This is a genomic window from Sphingomonas sediminicola (assembly GCF_014489515.1).
GTDB lineage: Bacteria > Pseudomonadota > Alphaproteobacteria > Sphingomonadales > Sphingomonadaceae > Sphingomicrobium > Sphingomicrobium sediminicola.
This window is the reverse complement of record NZ_CP060782.1, coordinates 2,622,786-2,636,873: the sequence shown is the minus strand read 5'-3', so window position 1 is coordinate 2,636,873 and position 14,088 is coordinate 2,622,786. Positions and strand designations below refer to the sequence as shown.

The window sequence follows — 14,088 nt, the reverse complement described above, 5'->3', positions numbered from 1 at the left end:
GGACCCGAAGCCGCGGGTCGCGGAGCACCAGCGTCCATCGCTGGCCGGCCGGGCTTGTCGCCTCCAGCTGGAGTCGAACGGCGATCGCAGGGTTAAGCAGGTCTGGCACGATCTTGCTCGCGGTGCGACTTGGTTCACTGGAGCCACTGAGTTGGGCGTTGGGATCGAACCACTCCCCGAAGGAGGTCGTGAGAGCCTCACCACCACGGCAGACGCCAGCAGCGCGCGAGACGCCGTGTTCGCCCGGCAGAACCGCGAAAAGCGCTGCGGGGACCGCGAGCGCCAGGCTAAGTGCCGTCATCCGCATGGCGGGTCGGCCGCAGGCAGGTTAGCGATGATGACATCGACGAGATCGGAGAGGACAAACGACTGTCCATCGCAGGCCTGTAGGCTGATGGGCTGGGCTAGGGTGAGCGGACCCTCCCGACTGATCTCGCCAAGCCTATCGGGGTCGTGGTCGTCGGCGTACATGTCTTTGTACAAAACGAACTGCGGGGGACCCCGTCTCCCGTTATCCGCACGATGCGCGCGACACTCTCGGTAGAAATCGGCAGCGCCGCTCCGCTGCTTCTGCGGAAGCGGACCACGTCACTAGAAAAGGCACGTAGCACGATTGGCTTCCATTCCGTCGGGTCTTGATCCAGGTCTTCGACGGATCGAGTAACGCCAAGTTTGGATCGATGATGCCGGTCGCCACGCGCTTGTAGTCGCTCGTCCCGTTACCCTGGTAAATTGGCCAGGAAGTCGTCTGGATCCGCTTCTTGGCATATTCCACCGAGCCGTAACTATCGGGCCAGCGGCCCATCATCTCGGCGACGACACCGGCGGCGAAGGCGGCCGCTTGTGATGTCCCGTTGAAAGCCCCGACACCTTGCGCACTAACCCAGCCAAGCATCGGGACGCCCCCGGGAGCCGCGACGTGGACGTAATGCCCGTCCGGCGCGGAATAATTCGCCTTTGACCACAGGCGCGGCGACGACCGGCTGCATTTTTCGCAGGCGGTGACAACGAGCACGTTGCGCTGGTCGCCCAAGTTTTGCGGGGACATCGGAACACCGGGCGACAGGGGGATCGGTGCCTCTGATTGTCCCGCAGAAACCACGAGCATCGGCTGGGCCTGCGAAATACGGTGCTCGAGGTCCCGTTCGAACCGACGCGAGAGATCCAGTTGTCCTTCACTCACCATGCTGGGGGGAAGTCGGAAAACCGCGTCGCCACGAGGTATACATGTGGGGTAGAGTACGCGTTATCTGCCACCATTTGGTACGCCAGGTCGGCTTCTTTCCCCGGGATGATCCCGAGGCCAGTCGTGGTGTTGGAATTGACCCGGACGAACTCGAACGGCTTGATCGTTGAGGTTGGGGACACGCCTACGAAGCCGTAACCGTTGTCACGGCTGGCGATAATGCTGGCCAGATGGGTTGCGTGGTCGCGCTCGGTCGGATTGACCCATCTGCAGCGCCATCCGCCGGGGGGAGAGGGACTGCTTGTCCCTCGACCGCGCCAGCGAGATTGGGCGTGGGATCGATCGCGAAATCGATCACGTAAACGCGAGTAGCCTTGCTTCCCGGAGGGCGCTGCGCGACCAAGGCAGCCGCATCTGCGTCGCTGTCGAGATAGTCTAGGCGATAATTAACCGCGGTAGGCCTCTGCGGCTGCGTGCCGCACTCGGTCTGGTATTGGAGCGGATCCCTGTAGGAAAAGGCAGTTGCCGGTGATGCTTCGAAGGGATCGAGTTCACCCGGACGTTGAGCGTTTTCAGCGGATACAGGCGTTTCTCGAGCCTTGCCTGAATGTCCGGGTTCCCGGCGAACAGGACGAGTTCGTAAGCATCGTAAGATACCAGTTCTGTGTTTGGACCGACCTCGGCGGATCCGATCTTGAGCGAGGTCCAACCTTTCTTGATCGTGGCGCTCCTGGCCTGCTCTGCCGCGACCGACCTGGCGAACTTTTGAAAGGTTCTATACTTCCGCAGCCACACGTCAGGTACGACCATCGTATCGCCGATGCTGAGGTGACCGCGTGAAGGCAGGAGCTTAGGGTTGAGGACGTCCAAGGCTTTCATGAGCTCGCTAGTGCACGCCGGGTACCCGAGCTTGAGCACGATACGGCAAGGGTCTTCCTTCTCGGCGACGACATGGCGCGTGGTGGGGATCACGCCCGCGTCCTCGACAAGGCCGAGGACGACTTTTCCAATGTCCGTCGCGACGTCACCGCCCTCGAACGAGACGATGACATTACCCGGTGTGTTCCTGTCCGAGAGTGGCCGCTCGGTTGGCTCCTGGCCTAAAGGCGGAACTGTCGAAGCCGGCTGAGCATCTATCGCTTGGCTGCACAGGAAAACGGCAGTCGCGAAGAGGAATGGACGAGCGCGCATGGTCACGCTCCGTACGCGGTGCGGTGACCGGCGCGGTCGCTGGCTGTGAACACCATCTGCATGGTCCCGCCTGCGCCGCACAGGTAGTGCATGACGGACTTGGGATCGTAGGGCGTAAGTGCTCGCCACTGGTTGTCTTCGAAGTAGCATCCGGCCGGTGCACGGTTGTGCTCGTGCCTGTAGCCGAGCACGTGACCAAGCTCGTGGCGCAGGATCCCGTCCCGACTGATGTCCGTGGTAAAGAAGTCGGGTCCAACCCCGAGATAGCGCTTGAAGGCGGGATCGTTCGCAAAGAATGCAATTGCAAGGTAGTCGTATCCCTCGGGATCGTAACGGACCACGAACGTAGGTCCGCTGCCGTCCTTCGGTCGATAACCGGCAGTGGCCGGGGCCTTGCGGAAATGGACGCCGCACGTTGGACAGACGTTTTCCCAGTCCCGGGCAGCCTTCGTGAATGCCTGCTCGGCGATCCGGCAGTTGTCGGCCGATTCGAATGTCCGGCAGTCGATCGAGTACGTCAGCGTTCGCTTGGGCCGTGCCCAAACTCCCGGGCGACCGTCGGGCCGAACTTGCAGGAGTAGCTCACCCTGCCGTGCCGGCGCCTGCAGTGAGCGGTGTGCGAAGAGCATCGCCTGGACCTCGTCACGCCCCAGCAGCATGTCGCCTTCCCAGACGTAGTACCGTCGCTCAGTCCCTTCGTCGTCGAAGGTCACTTGTGGAAGACCCGCCAGCATCTTGTTTAGCGCCGCTGTGTCGATCGGGTTCTGGTCCGCGGCGGTGAGATCAGCCTTCGAAGCCTTCTGCGGTGGATTCTGCGCGGAACCGTTGCCGGCTGCCGCAAACAGCAGCGCGCCCACCACGGCCGCCGGTAATCCGTGCTTCAAAGCGACTTGAGATACTCGATTAGCGCCCATCTCTCAGGCTCCTTCAGGGATGCGTTGTCGTAATCGTGGCCCTCGTTGCCGTTGCCGGGAACGGCCTCGTCCGGCGTGGAATGGGTGACGAACTTGAAGGGATTGTCCGGCGCCTTGGCGGTCACGTATCCAACCTTTTCCGGGTCGAAGCGACGCGATCCCACGTAGAATTCGCTGGGACGTAGCTTCTCCGGCAGAAGCAGGTCGTACAAGGTCGGCACTGAGCCGTTGTGTAGGTACGGAGCCGTGGCCCAGATCCCCGTAAGTGGCCGTGCCTTGTACCCGAGGATGGGGCTATCCGCGGTCATGCAAATCTGGCGCCGTCGTGCGCGATCCCTTCCGGGCTCCACGAATGCACCGGTGGGCGGGACGGGTCTGGCGGCAGGAGCCGAGTTAAAGATCGCCTTCACGGCTGCCGCCACGAGCTCCCGCTTCTGTCCGGCAAGTTCACCCTTTACGACGGTCTCCAGCACGCGGGACGTGGGCTCGACCTCAGCCAGTGGCGCGCCCGAAATGACGTCGCGCTTGGTCCCCTGAAGGACACCTGTCCGGATCTGGTAGGTATAAGCGTTGCACGCCATCCAGATATCTGTCCCAGGCGGTGTGTTGCCTGCGATGCCCGGTCGGAACAGGCTCATCTTTGCCTCGAAGCGTGTCTTGAGATCGTCAGCGGCTAGCGGCGCGTGACAGCTCGCGCACCTTTGAGAGAAGAGCTTCTGCCCGGCGGCCCACAAACTGCCTGCTCCGGTGTCGATCGGCTTGAGCGGCCAGGGCGGCGGGCGAAGCCTGCCGAGCAGCCGTTCGAGCTCGCTGAGCCGCTGGACCTGCACGCTGGAGCGATAGCCGCCAGCACCGCCTCCCGAACGCAACGCGACATCGCCGAAGACCCCGTCACTTCGCCTGAATTGCGGCCGAGTGCGCCATAATCGAACGAGTGTCCTTCCGGCCCCAGCCTCTGGTTGCTGGCAATGCCGTTCCACTGGACGCGGTCGGACTGCGACGTGTTCCAGATGAAGGGGTAGCTAGTGGGCGCGGTTGACGGGTTCAGGATCTGGTTCTGTGCCCCGACGAAGAGCGCGACCTTGTTGTAGATGTGGCCGAAAGCATCGAGCCGTCCGTTGCCGAATTGGGGCTCTTGGCGCGTCGCCGCGCCACCATGGTTCGCGAGAGCCACGCGATCCTGCCACGCGATTAGCTTTGTGAGGGCCCTCCTCAGGCTGTCGCGGTCGGCCCGGGCAAGGGCAGGATCATCTCGGCGTGGGAGAACGCTCGCCGCGAAACGCTCGAACTTCGCCGCATCATCATTCGTCGAGTGGAGTGCCGCATCGAGCGCTTCGATCATTGACTGGAAGTCAGCGAGAGTAGGTCCGCCATCAACCCGGATACGCTTCCAGGCCGCGCTGCCGTCTCGTGTCTTCTCAGGTAATTGAAGCTCGGCCGTATGACAGGCCGAGCAGTTCATGCCGAGCCACGCCTCGTCGTTCCGCTGGCCCTCGAACCACTGGAGGTCCGAGTAGGTAAAGCCATCGCCCTTCTGGCGGTCAATCGCAAACCCGACGGGCAGTCTGCTGAGTGAGGTTGGCTCCGGTGGCAAGTAACCGAACCGGCCCATATTCGCAGGATCGAAGAACTTTTCCGTTCCGTTGGCTGTCTCTAGCGCCTTCGCCCACGTGTAGGGCAGCAACCGGGACCCCTGGCTTTGTTCGTACCAGAGGTCGCGGTCGGCCTGGGACCAACCCTGTCCGAGGTCTTCATCCGCGGAGGCACGCGACCAGACGCACGCCGTGCTCGTTAGCACGGCCGCAACGAGGGCAATCCGGGAAAACACTTGAAGATGTACGGAGCTTCTCACGGCGCCACCTGTATCCGCCGCGCCGCAAGAATTAGCTCGGGCCCGCCTCGCCAGACTTCAATGAAGCTCATGACGGCGACCTCCGGATCGACGGTCCAAAGCTCGCAATTGGCGTTTGTGCGCGACGACCGGTGCTGAGCAATCGCGTGCTCATGGCCAAACACCCCCGATGATCACCGCCCCATGGTGATCGTGGTTACTCGCGATTCGGCGGAAACATTTATCCCGCTCTTCGGGTAACTTAGCAATCCCTCGCCATTTTCTAACCCGGTTCCTCGTGCACCGTTGAATATAAGTCTTACAGTGAAACTGTTTAGTTGATTGCGAAGATTACTTCCTGCGGCGACTCTATCGTGTCTGCATTCGAGACCAGTTTCACTTGGTGGCATTGAAATGCGTGCCCGTTTGACGGATACGTTATTGATCAGCGTGCCGAACTGCTGACGCCCGGCTGCTCGTACAACCGGGGGAGAGTGTGCAGGGCCATCTAGCTAACTGCGGCAATATCGCGGGAGGGCATGCGCACGGTGCCACCGAGTATCTATGCATGCAGCGTTCTGCGTGTTCCTGTCCCTGGTCTGGACCGGAACTGTCTCCGCGCAAGCTCTTGTTGCCCGAGCGACCGCGTAAGCCGCAACGTCGTCATCCGGTCCGCACCGAGCAGGGCCTCGCCCGCGGTCGGAGCACTGACGCGCGGGGAATCGCTGAAGGTCATTCGCGAAACCGCGCGGTGGCGACAGGTCCGCATGTCGGATGGCAGCACCGGTTACGTTAGCAAGGCCTGGACCATCGTGGTCGGTGGCCCCGCTATCACCGCGCTCGGGAGCCCGACGAAATTACACATGATCGACGTGGGCACGGGCCTCGCGCTCTTCGTCGAGGGCCAGGCTGGACCATGATCTACGACGGCGGCTCGCAGGATGACGCGGCAAAAGGCCCGAATAATCGCCTGCTGGCCTACCTCCACGCCGTCCGGCCCGAACTCAGGACGATCGATCACCTGGTGCTCAGCCATCCGCACGAGGATCACGAAGTCCTGCTGCCGGATGTCTTCGACCAATTCGACGTTCGAAATGTCTGGGACAGCGGCCGGGTGCAGCAGACGGTCGGTTATTGCCGCTTCCTCAAGAAGGCATCGGCTGAACCAGGGCTGATCTACCACGGCGCCGTCGCCGACGCGCCGCATCGCGTCCGTTTCCAGGCGGGCTCGTGCACGGGCGATGTCGTGCTCGCTCGCACCCAGGCAATCACGTCCGGGGCCGTGTCACTCAGCGCAAATAGCCAGTTCGTCGTACTCAATGCCGATTCCTCACCGCATGCGGATCCGAACGGCAACAGCTTGGTAATTAGGCTCGACATCGGCTCGCGGCGCGTCCTGCTGATGGGCGATGCCGAGGGTGGTCAAAGAAGGCCTCTGGGGCGCTTCCGGGTGCGAACTCGATCGAGGGTCGCCTGCTGCGGGACGACCCCGGGCAGTACACGCCGACGTCCTGGTTGTCGGGCATCACGGCAGCCTCACGTCGTCGAGGCTGCTTTTCCTGGAGACGGTGGGGCATCCGTTTACCTGATCTCGTCCGGGCCGCACGAGTACGGCGGTGTCGTGCTGCCGGACCCGGAAATCCGGGACGAACTTGACCGTCGAGGCGACCTATACCTCACCACGGTCAACGACATTCAATGTCTTACTGCGACAGCGAAGATCGGGCGGGACAAGGACGGCAAGCCGGGCGGCTGCACCAACGTCGTTGTCACCATCGGCCGGGCAATTTGCTCGCCGCCCGCTACTCGATGGAGGGTGACTGACAAAGACGGGAGCGGGGAGACACAAATGTCAAAGAGCGTAATGATGCTTCTGGCCGCGTCGACAATGCTCGCTGGTTTGGCGGCGGTCGGTAGTGGCCAGCCGGCCGAGGCCCTTCAAACCGTCACCTGTGCCCGCTTCCCGGCGCAGGCCAGCTCGGCTTTCCGCGCAGGAGTGCCCCCTCTAAAGTGGCGTACCGACCTTCCCACCGCTCTCGTGCCCACCGTGCATCCTTGGGAGCAGGTCGATTTTCGTACCGACTGGCTCAACTACATGGCCGCCGTACTGTCAGAGGTGCAGGCGTCCGGCCTCAAGATACAGGACAATACCGTTACCATGGCGCCCGGCGCCGAGTGGTGGATCGCGCCGTGGATGGATTACGGACCGAACGGCCGCGAGGCTCAGCTGGGCCTGACGAAGGAACGCGGTCCCGACGCCGGCGACCTCTCGCCGCAGTCCCCGACGGGGCCGCAGGTGTGGGCGATTGGGTTCTACAACAGGGAAGGAGCGAAGGCCCTTCACGACATCTTCGCTGACCCGTGCAACCCATCGCGGCCGCAGCTGGGCTGGACGTTCCCAGCTAAGACTGTCTCATTCAAGCTACTCTTCACCGACGCGGCAGTCCCCTACTTGGCGGGTGCCCGAAGGTGCGGGCGTATATCGACGCGGCCGGTTCGTCATCTAGCTCGCACCCTCCTTCCACCCGGACGAAACGCCAATTGCAACTGCTGCAGATGGACATCGCGGTGCGTGACCCACGCGCGCCGTTCGGCTGGCTGTTTGGACCTTCGTGTGGCAGAATAACCAGAGTGGTCTGTATGGCGATCTCACGCCCGTCGGACTGATGTGGGGCAATGACCCCCAAGCCACGGCTCCTGCTCTTGGCGACTTCGCCCAGCTGCCGTCAACTCGCCTGAATTCCGAACTCGCCGGCATCGTGTGGAAAGGCGAGGACCCTTGGCCAGAAAGGCCGTGGCCAGGTTTCCAGGGCCGGCTTAACGGCCCCGCCGACAACCTGCGCTCGTCTTGCCTCTCGTGCCACTCGCTCGCGCAGTGGCCTCGGTCACCGACCCTAAGCATCGTTCCGACCCCGGCGAGCCGGTACACGATGGCGGGCCTAACCGATCCGGCACGCAGAGATGAGCTCCGCACCAAGTGGATGCGTGATGTCCCCGGCGGGCAGCTAATGAATCCGCAAGAGGCAACCCCGGGCCGAACTGGGGTGGAGCGACACCGTTCGACTACTCGCTGCAACTGGAGGCATCGTTTAGTCGCATGTGCTCGGCCTGTCGGGATGGACGGCTCACGGGTCCAACGCCTGCAATCTGCCGAGTGGCGGGGCTGCGGCAGCGGGTTGCTAGCGCCAATTGTCCTCCGATCTCCCCCAACGCTTTCGCCGCTCCCTCGTCGGCAGAGAGCGAGCCGCCTCGACAATGATTCCGCACTGCGAATCCACGAAAGGGGAAGGTTATGTCCTATAAGTTCGGCGTCTGGGCCTGGGGCTTCGTTCTCGTCGTTTGGCTGGTCTCGGTCGCAGCGGCGTTGATCATGCCGGACTCCGCGTGGTCGGAGAGTCTCCGGAAGCACGACAGCGTTGCCGCGGCAGTGACAGCCGTCTTGGGCGTCATTTGGTCGTGGTTTCTTCAACTAGAAAGTCGGCAAAGCTAAAGAAGGACGCGCGCGATCCCCACTGCTGTCGCGGCTCCCAAGCCGAGGGTTTCGGAGGAACTGAAATGCGGCGCTTTGTTAAGCATGGGCTTCTCATTGCGACACTTGCGATCGCAATTGTACTGCTTGGCTCCCTATACCTTCTTCGGTCTGTCCAAGAGGCAGTACCTACGGCGTCAACCCCCGCCTCCTCCAGTATTCCTCGTCCAAATGTGTTCACGGGCAACGATCCCCACGACGTGGTTTCCTGTAAGGTGCTCCGTGGAGAACGCGTGTCGCGGGCCGACTGCAGCCGCGCGAGCGAAATCAGCGCTAGTCTTGAAAGCGGTAGCGGCGCCGTTGATCATCCCGAAAGCATGCTGCGCGGTGAAACGGCAACCGTCAGTTTTGTGGTTTCGAGTGATCCCGAAATTGCGCCTGTTTCTGAGCTGCTTGGTTCGAAGCCGAAAAAAGAGGTGCAGCTTAAGATTGGGCGGAGAATGGCCGCGCGACTTACGGGTGATGGTTTCAAAATCGAACCCGAGGATCTTGTGGCTCGTGACTTGTACGTGGGGCCGGCGGCTCGGTGGGAGTGGCAAGTCACTGCCTTGAACGCTCCTAGTCATCGACTGATGTTGAGCGCCTACGTGATCATCGAGACACCGAACGGGAATAAGGACATGTTGCTCCGAACCCTGCAATTGCCCTTGGCCGTGAGAGTCACGTGGGGTCAACGATTTGACGATTTTATGGACTCTACGGAGCATCGCTTGAAAAGGGCGACGGCCTGGGTCCAGTTGGTCATCGGTCTCATCGCCATGCTCGGAACGCTGGCCACGGCGCTCGGACTCAGGAGACTCTGGCGGTTTCTCAGAACAAGACGGGCGCTCGCGCGGGGAAAGGAAAGCGAAGTCTCTTGAAGTGGTTGGACTTCGTTTCCTTATCAGACCGGGTCAGCGTGCCGTGAACAGGGACGGGTGCGGCTCGGCGCACCCGTTTGCTTCACTTCAAGAACGCGGCCTGTTGACGAACGTTTTGCTTCTCTTTGAAAACCGACCTTGGCGGGAGAGGCCTGTTTTTGTGAACGCGTTCAACTTAAAGTAAACGAGCCGAATCGCCCCGTGCAGCGGGAGCTTGTGCCAATGCGTCATCTTCCTGCTTTCCGATCCCACCTACGGGTGTCGACAAGTTATAGAGCGGGCCGGAGCGGCCTTCTTTTCCTTGGACTGGCCGGGTTGTTGGCCGCGCCAGCGGAAGCTGCGTCGAAGACTTACGAGCTTGGTTATTTCCTACCCAAGACAAGGGCTGGGGCGAAAGTCGCGCAGCGCCTGGTGCGCTGTCCCGGAAGTTCTCGCGAGCCGAAATTCGAGACCACGGTGGTGATAGCAAGCAAGACCGTGGCCGATCCCACGCTTATCCGTGTCGACGCCCGCAAGGGCATGCTTGCGAAGCGAACCACCGAGCTGAAACTTCGTGCCGACGGAACGCTCGAATCGTTCAACGCGACGAACGAGGGCCAGGGAGGTGTCGTCATCTCTGCCCTCGTAAAGGCGGGCGCTACGCTCGCGAGCGGCGGCGTTGTCGGAGCGATGGAATCCCACCCGAGCAGTTTACCGTTCGACTGCACGCAAGAAGCCAAGGAGGCGCTGAAGGAGCAGGAGCGCCTGAGAGAAAATATCCTCGAACTGGAAAGCGCAATTGCTACGCCAGACGCGCCTGTCGCGGCCATTTCGACGGAGCTAGCGGCGCGACGCGCGGAGTTCCAACGGATTTCGGACCTGCTTACGGTAACCTCGAGCGGCCCGCCAATCGATCCAGCAAAGGGCACGCTTGGCGGATTTGCTCACATTCCGAGGCCAGACATCGCGTCGTTCTTCGACCTTTCGACACCGGCCGCGAAGGCCGCCTTCGAAAGCTACCGTGTACGCCAGGTGGGACAGCAGGGTTTCGGCATTTCCTGGCAGGCCGACAAGCCAATGGCTACGGCGCTTCAAACCTCCATGACATTTCCGACCAAGGCGGTTCCCGGTCTCGTATATCGTCGCGCGGTGCCCGCGGCCATTTCAGTCTTTCCCTGCAGCGGTCCTCCAAGCGTCACCGCCGTCTGCGCGAAAGACGAGTCGAGTACGCTTGCGCGAACACTGAGTGCGAATGGAAGCGCGTCCTTTCCGCAACTCTCGGGTCTTTTCACGATTCCCATAGGCAGGGGCGGCCTCTTCGGTAGCGAGGAAGTGGCCGCTGAATTTGATGCCTCTGGTGCGCCGACCCGCCTCAAGTACGGCTCCGATCCGGGCGCAGCTGCGATTGCGGGCGTAGTCGACACAGCACGCACCACCTACGCTTCGCTCGAGAAGGCTTCGGCCGCGGAGCAGCAGGCTCAACTCGAGGAGCTCAAACGTCGCAAGGAAATCCGCGAGCTCGAGTATGAATTGTCGAAGCCTGTCGCCGAGTGAGTCCAAGGGATATGAAGTCGTTGCTGCTAGCAACTAATCGCCGATTGCTGAACATGGACCCGCGCCAGTCCTCCAGGTTTGCAACCGCGTCCAGTTCGCGCGACGATTAGGCCAGGTGAGGGAGTCGAACCGCGTTCACGTAACGCCGGTTCTCACGCTGAGTTGGCGAGCCGGGCACATCCGCGATCCTCATACGGGCCCCGGCGCCCGGGAGCCGCTACGGTTCGGGATCGTCAGGCACGGTTCTCTCGAGGTAATCGAACAACTTCTGAACAACCGCGTCACCCTCTCTTTGGTGCTGTTCATAGGTATCTTCTGGAGACGGCGCGCCGTGCTTGTTGAACATGCAAAGGAGTCGCTCCAGGTCGCGTACGTTGCCCTTGGCAAGAACCGTGTGGAGAGTCTTGCGGAGAGCGGCCTCCAAAGGGCTAACCAGGACTCTCCGGCCGTCGAGGACCATTGGGATCCGCTCATCGCGGATTTTCGCGATAATCTCTGCATCGGAAAGGCGCTTTCTCTTCCGGCCCTTGGGATTGCCGGACTGGCCCTTCTTGAAGCGGTGTTCAGGTGGAGGCCTGCAGTATCCGACCTTGTACTCGCGCTCGTCAGCCACGATCGCGACCCCCGTGCTCGCCGCCCGAGCGATCGTCGGCTAGGATGTCGTTGAAAGTGCGGCCAGAACTCTCGAGGACCGCGTCGCGTCCAGTCCAAGATTGCCACCTGCGCACGGCGAGGTCGACGTAACCCGGATCGAGGTCGATCCCGACGCACTTGCGTGACGTGATCTCCGCGGCGACCAGGGTCGAGCCAGATCCCAGGAAAGGGTCGAGCACGGTGTCGCCTCGACTGGTGCAGTCGAGAATCGCGTCCATGATCAGCTCCTTGGGCTTCGGTGTTGGATGGTCTTCCAGGAGATCGCCTTCGACACCCGTGCGCGCGAACGTAAGCGCGCTCGGGTATCTCCAGACGTTGCTGCGGTGACGACCGTTCTTTCCGAGCTCGACATTGTTACGGAACTTCCGACCCGGTGCCGCGAAGATCAACACCAGCTCGTGCTGTGATCTAAGAAAACTGCCCATGCCGGCGCGGTCCTTGACCCACACCGCCATGTTGATCATCGGGCCGAATACATCTTGCGCAACCGACATGAGGAGGCTCGCCGACCTCCAGTCGATACAAAGCTCGATGACGGCTCCAGGTTCGGCGCTTACTGCCATGACCTCGCACCAGGTCCGGAAAAAGCGCTCAAGTTGCTCGGGATCTAGATCGCCTGAGGCCTGGACGAACTCCCTGTGCGCCCGCGTTGTAACGAAGCCTTGGACCGGGCAACCATAGGGAGGATCGGTGAAGACCATGTTGGCCGATCGACCCTCCAGGAGACGGGCGTAGATCTCTGCATCGGCCGCATCTCCGCAGCCGACGCGGTGGTCGTCGAGCAGCCAGACGTCCCCCCGGTTCGACACGATGCTTGGGATCGGCGGCAGCGTTTGTTCGTCCCGGCTTGAGCCGCGCGTGTGTGCAGCCACGGCGCGGTCGATCTCGGCCGCCTCGAAACCGAGCTCGTCGAACTCGAGGCCAGGTAGCTCCACCTCGAGATCCATGACGAGTGCACCGAGCATCGCCTGGTCGAATTCGCCGAGTTCATAAAGACGGTTGAGGGCGAGTGACATCGCGTGGCGATCGGCAGGGGACAGGTCATCTGCATAGAGGACTGGCAGCTGCTCGATGCCGAGCTTGCGCGCAGCGATCACGACGACGAAGTGCCCAAGGACGCAACCGTCCGACGCGATGAGTAACGGGATCCGGACACCGAACCGCTCGATGATCCGTTGCGCTTTTGTGACCTCCCGGGCCGAATAGCGCCGTGGATCACGCTTGCACTGCCACAGTTTTCCTGTCGCCCACCAGTCGACTTGGGCTTGGTAATTTTGGCGCGCTCCAGCACCATCGCCAACGGCGTGTTGTTTGATAGGTGACATCGATCTTCCCCCGTGATCCCGGCGTGACGGGCGCAGTCTTTCCTGCGCGCTGTCTTCGTGACGGCGATCTCAAAGTCTTAAAAGGTGGCGCCTTGGCGCCTGCTTTCACCGCGCTCCCGTCTCCGGTGAGCTCCGTCCTGTGCACCGTCCCCGGCGCCGCTCTGGTGAAGATCAGTCTATCCCGTCCCCGGTGGAGAACCGATCCGCGTGGCAGTGTCGACTCGGGCGACACGCTTTGTCCAGTCCCCCACCTGCGGCTGATTGTAACTCGATACACATCCGGGTCGCTTTTCCACCGCGCCCTCGCGGAAACCCTGTCGTAACTGCTTTGATCTAGAGGGCACTGCATGACTGCTCACACTCCAATCGTGGTCAGCGGCGAGCCAGACGTCTGGCACGACACTGCTCGCGACGTGAACGCCTGGCGAGGCGAGGCCATCCAGCTGTTCGCCAGGGCTGAGCTCAGCGTCAGCGAAACCCTCCAAATGCTTCGCGCAGGGGGTGAAGGTCGCCTCCGGCGCCTCGTCGGACAGAGGTTCGATGATCTGGCTGCGGCGTTGGAGAAGCTCGGCAAGAAGGGCGCAAAAGCGTCCAACGCGCTCGCCCGCTTCCGAGAGCTAGAGGAGCTCCGACCTTTCCTTTGTCACGGCGTGGCCAAAACGGCGATTGATCGCAGCGGTCACTGGATAGCCGTCTTGAAGCTCGTGGATCTCCGCGGCGGTGTGGCTGATGTACTGACTAGGGTCATCGAGGAACGCGACGCTGAGACCCTGATCCAAGACCTCGGACAACGGACCCGAGAACTGACTTCCGCGCTTCAGTCTGTCCGGTCGAAGCTTGGATCGAGCGCGCCGGTACTTTGAACGAGGCGCCGGGCGGCATGCTTGTAACCCACAGCGCTGCTTTCGCTGTTCGACACAAGCCCATTCCCTGTTGAGCCTGAAAAATTTCCCTGCTTACCGTATCAGGGTATTGCCGTCGCGAGTGGCGAGAACGTCGCGAGAATTCTGCAAGAGTGGCGGGATTTCGAGCCGCTGATTCTTCGTTTTCCCTGCAACTTGTGAG

General features: G+C 61.9%; 10 protein-coding genes and 1 pseudogene. 5 read left to right on the top strand and 6 right to left on the bottom strand.

The window, feature by feature from the left end; translation table 11 throughout:
* Nucleotides 1–511: 511 nt before the first annotated feature.
* The 4 genes and pseudogenes from H9L14_RS14125 to H9L14_RS16295 form a co-directional block, all read right to left on the bottom strand.
* Nucleotides 512–1,108, bottom strand: coding sequence for a S8 family serine peptidase (locus H9L14_RS14125; RefSeq protein WP_246444654.1), 597 nt, complete (start codon nucleotides 1,106–1,108; stop codon nucleotides 512–514).
* Between the two features lie 513 nt (nucleotides 1,109–1,621).
* A complete protein-coding gene (locus tag H9L14_RS14120) occupies nucleotides 1,622–2,377 on the bottom strand; it encodes a hypothetical protein (protein WP_187708597.1) in 756 nt (251 codons plus the stop codon).
* A gap of 2 nt (nucleotides 2,378–2,379) precedes the next feature.
* On the bottom strand, nucleotides 2,380–3,291 hold the full coding sequence (locus H9L14_RS14115; RefSeq protein ID WP_187708596.1) for a zinc metalloprotease: 912 nt from the start codon (nucleotides 3,289–3,291) through the stop codon (nucleotides 2,380–2,382).
* A pseudogene (locus H9L14_RS16295) lies at nucleotides 3,258–5,089 on the bottom strand (di-heme-cytochrome C peroxidase). Before H9L14_RS16295 ends, H9L14_RS14115 begins: the two are co-directional and overlap by 34 nt.
* A gap of 572 nt (nucleotides 5,090–5,661) precedes the next feature.
* Here H9L14_RS16295 and H9L14_RS16815 point away from each other — a divergent pair.
* The 4 genes from H9L14_RS16815 (at nucleotide 5,662) to H9L14_RS14085 (ending at nucleotide 11,044) form a co-directional block, all read left to right on the top strand.
* Nucleotides 5,662–6,042: an SH3 domain-containing protein gene (locus tag H9L14_RS16815; protein ID WP_281389389.1), complete on the top strand. Its 381-nt coding sequence runs from the start codon at nucleotides 5,662–5,664 to the stop codon at nucleotides 6,040–6,042.
* Nucleotides 6,039–7,748, top strand: coding sequence for an MBL fold metallo-hydrolase (locus H9L14_RS14095; protein ID WP_187708592.1), 1,710 nt, complete (start codon nucleotides 6,039–6,041; stop codon nucleotides 7,746–7,748). The genes H9L14_RS16815 and H9L14_RS14095 overlap by 4 nt, the downstream gene beginning before the upstream one ends.
* Before the next feature lie 1,136 nt (nucleotides 7,749–8,884).
* The gene (locus H9L14_RS14090; RefSeq protein ID WP_187708591.1) at nucleotides 8,885–9,511 is read left to right on the top strand and encodes a hypothetical protein; all 627 of its coding nucleotides are present in this window, start codon (nucleotides 8,885–8,887) and stop codon (nucleotides 9,509–9,511) included.
* A gap of 318 nt (nucleotides 9,512–9,829) precedes the next feature.
* The gene (locus H9L14_RS14085; protein ID WP_222949852.1) at nucleotides 9,830–11,044 is read left to right on the top strand and encodes a hypothetical protein; all 1,215 of its coding nucleotides are present in this window, start codon (nucleotides 9,830–9,832) and stop codon (nucleotides 11,042–11,044) included.
* Between the two features lie 217 nt (nucleotides 11,045–11,261).
* On the opposite strand, the gene H9L14_RS14080 is transcribed toward H9L14_RS14085, so the two are convergent.
* Both H9L14_RS14080 and H9L14_RS14075 read right to left on the bottom strand, forming a co-directional pair.
* Nucleotides 11,262–11,657: a DUF5681 domain-containing protein gene (locus tag H9L14_RS14080; protein ID WP_187708589.1), complete on the bottom strand. Its 396-nt coding sequence runs from the start codon at nucleotides 11,655–11,657 to the stop codon at nucleotides 11,262–11,264.
* Nucleotides 11,650–12,795: a DNA modification methylase gene (locus H9L14_RS14075; protein ID WP_187708588.1), complete on the bottom strand. Its 1,146-nt coding sequence runs from the start codon at nucleotides 12,793–12,795 to the stop codon at nucleotides 11,650–11,652. Before H9L14_RS14075 ends, H9L14_RS14080 begins: the two co-directional genes overlap by 8 nt.
* A 575-nt stretch (nucleotides 12,796–13,370) precedes the next feature.
* On the opposite strand from H9L14_RS14075, the gene H9L14_RS14070 reads away from it, so the two are divergent.
* The gene (locus H9L14_RS14070) at nucleotides 13,371–13,886 is read left to right on the top strand and encodes a hypothetical protein (RefSeq protein ID WP_187708587.1); all 516 of its coding nucleotides are present in this window, start codon (nucleotides 13,371–13,373) and stop codon (nucleotides 13,884–13,886) included.
* The last annotated feature ends 202 nt before the right edge of the window (nucleotides 13,887–14,088 follow it).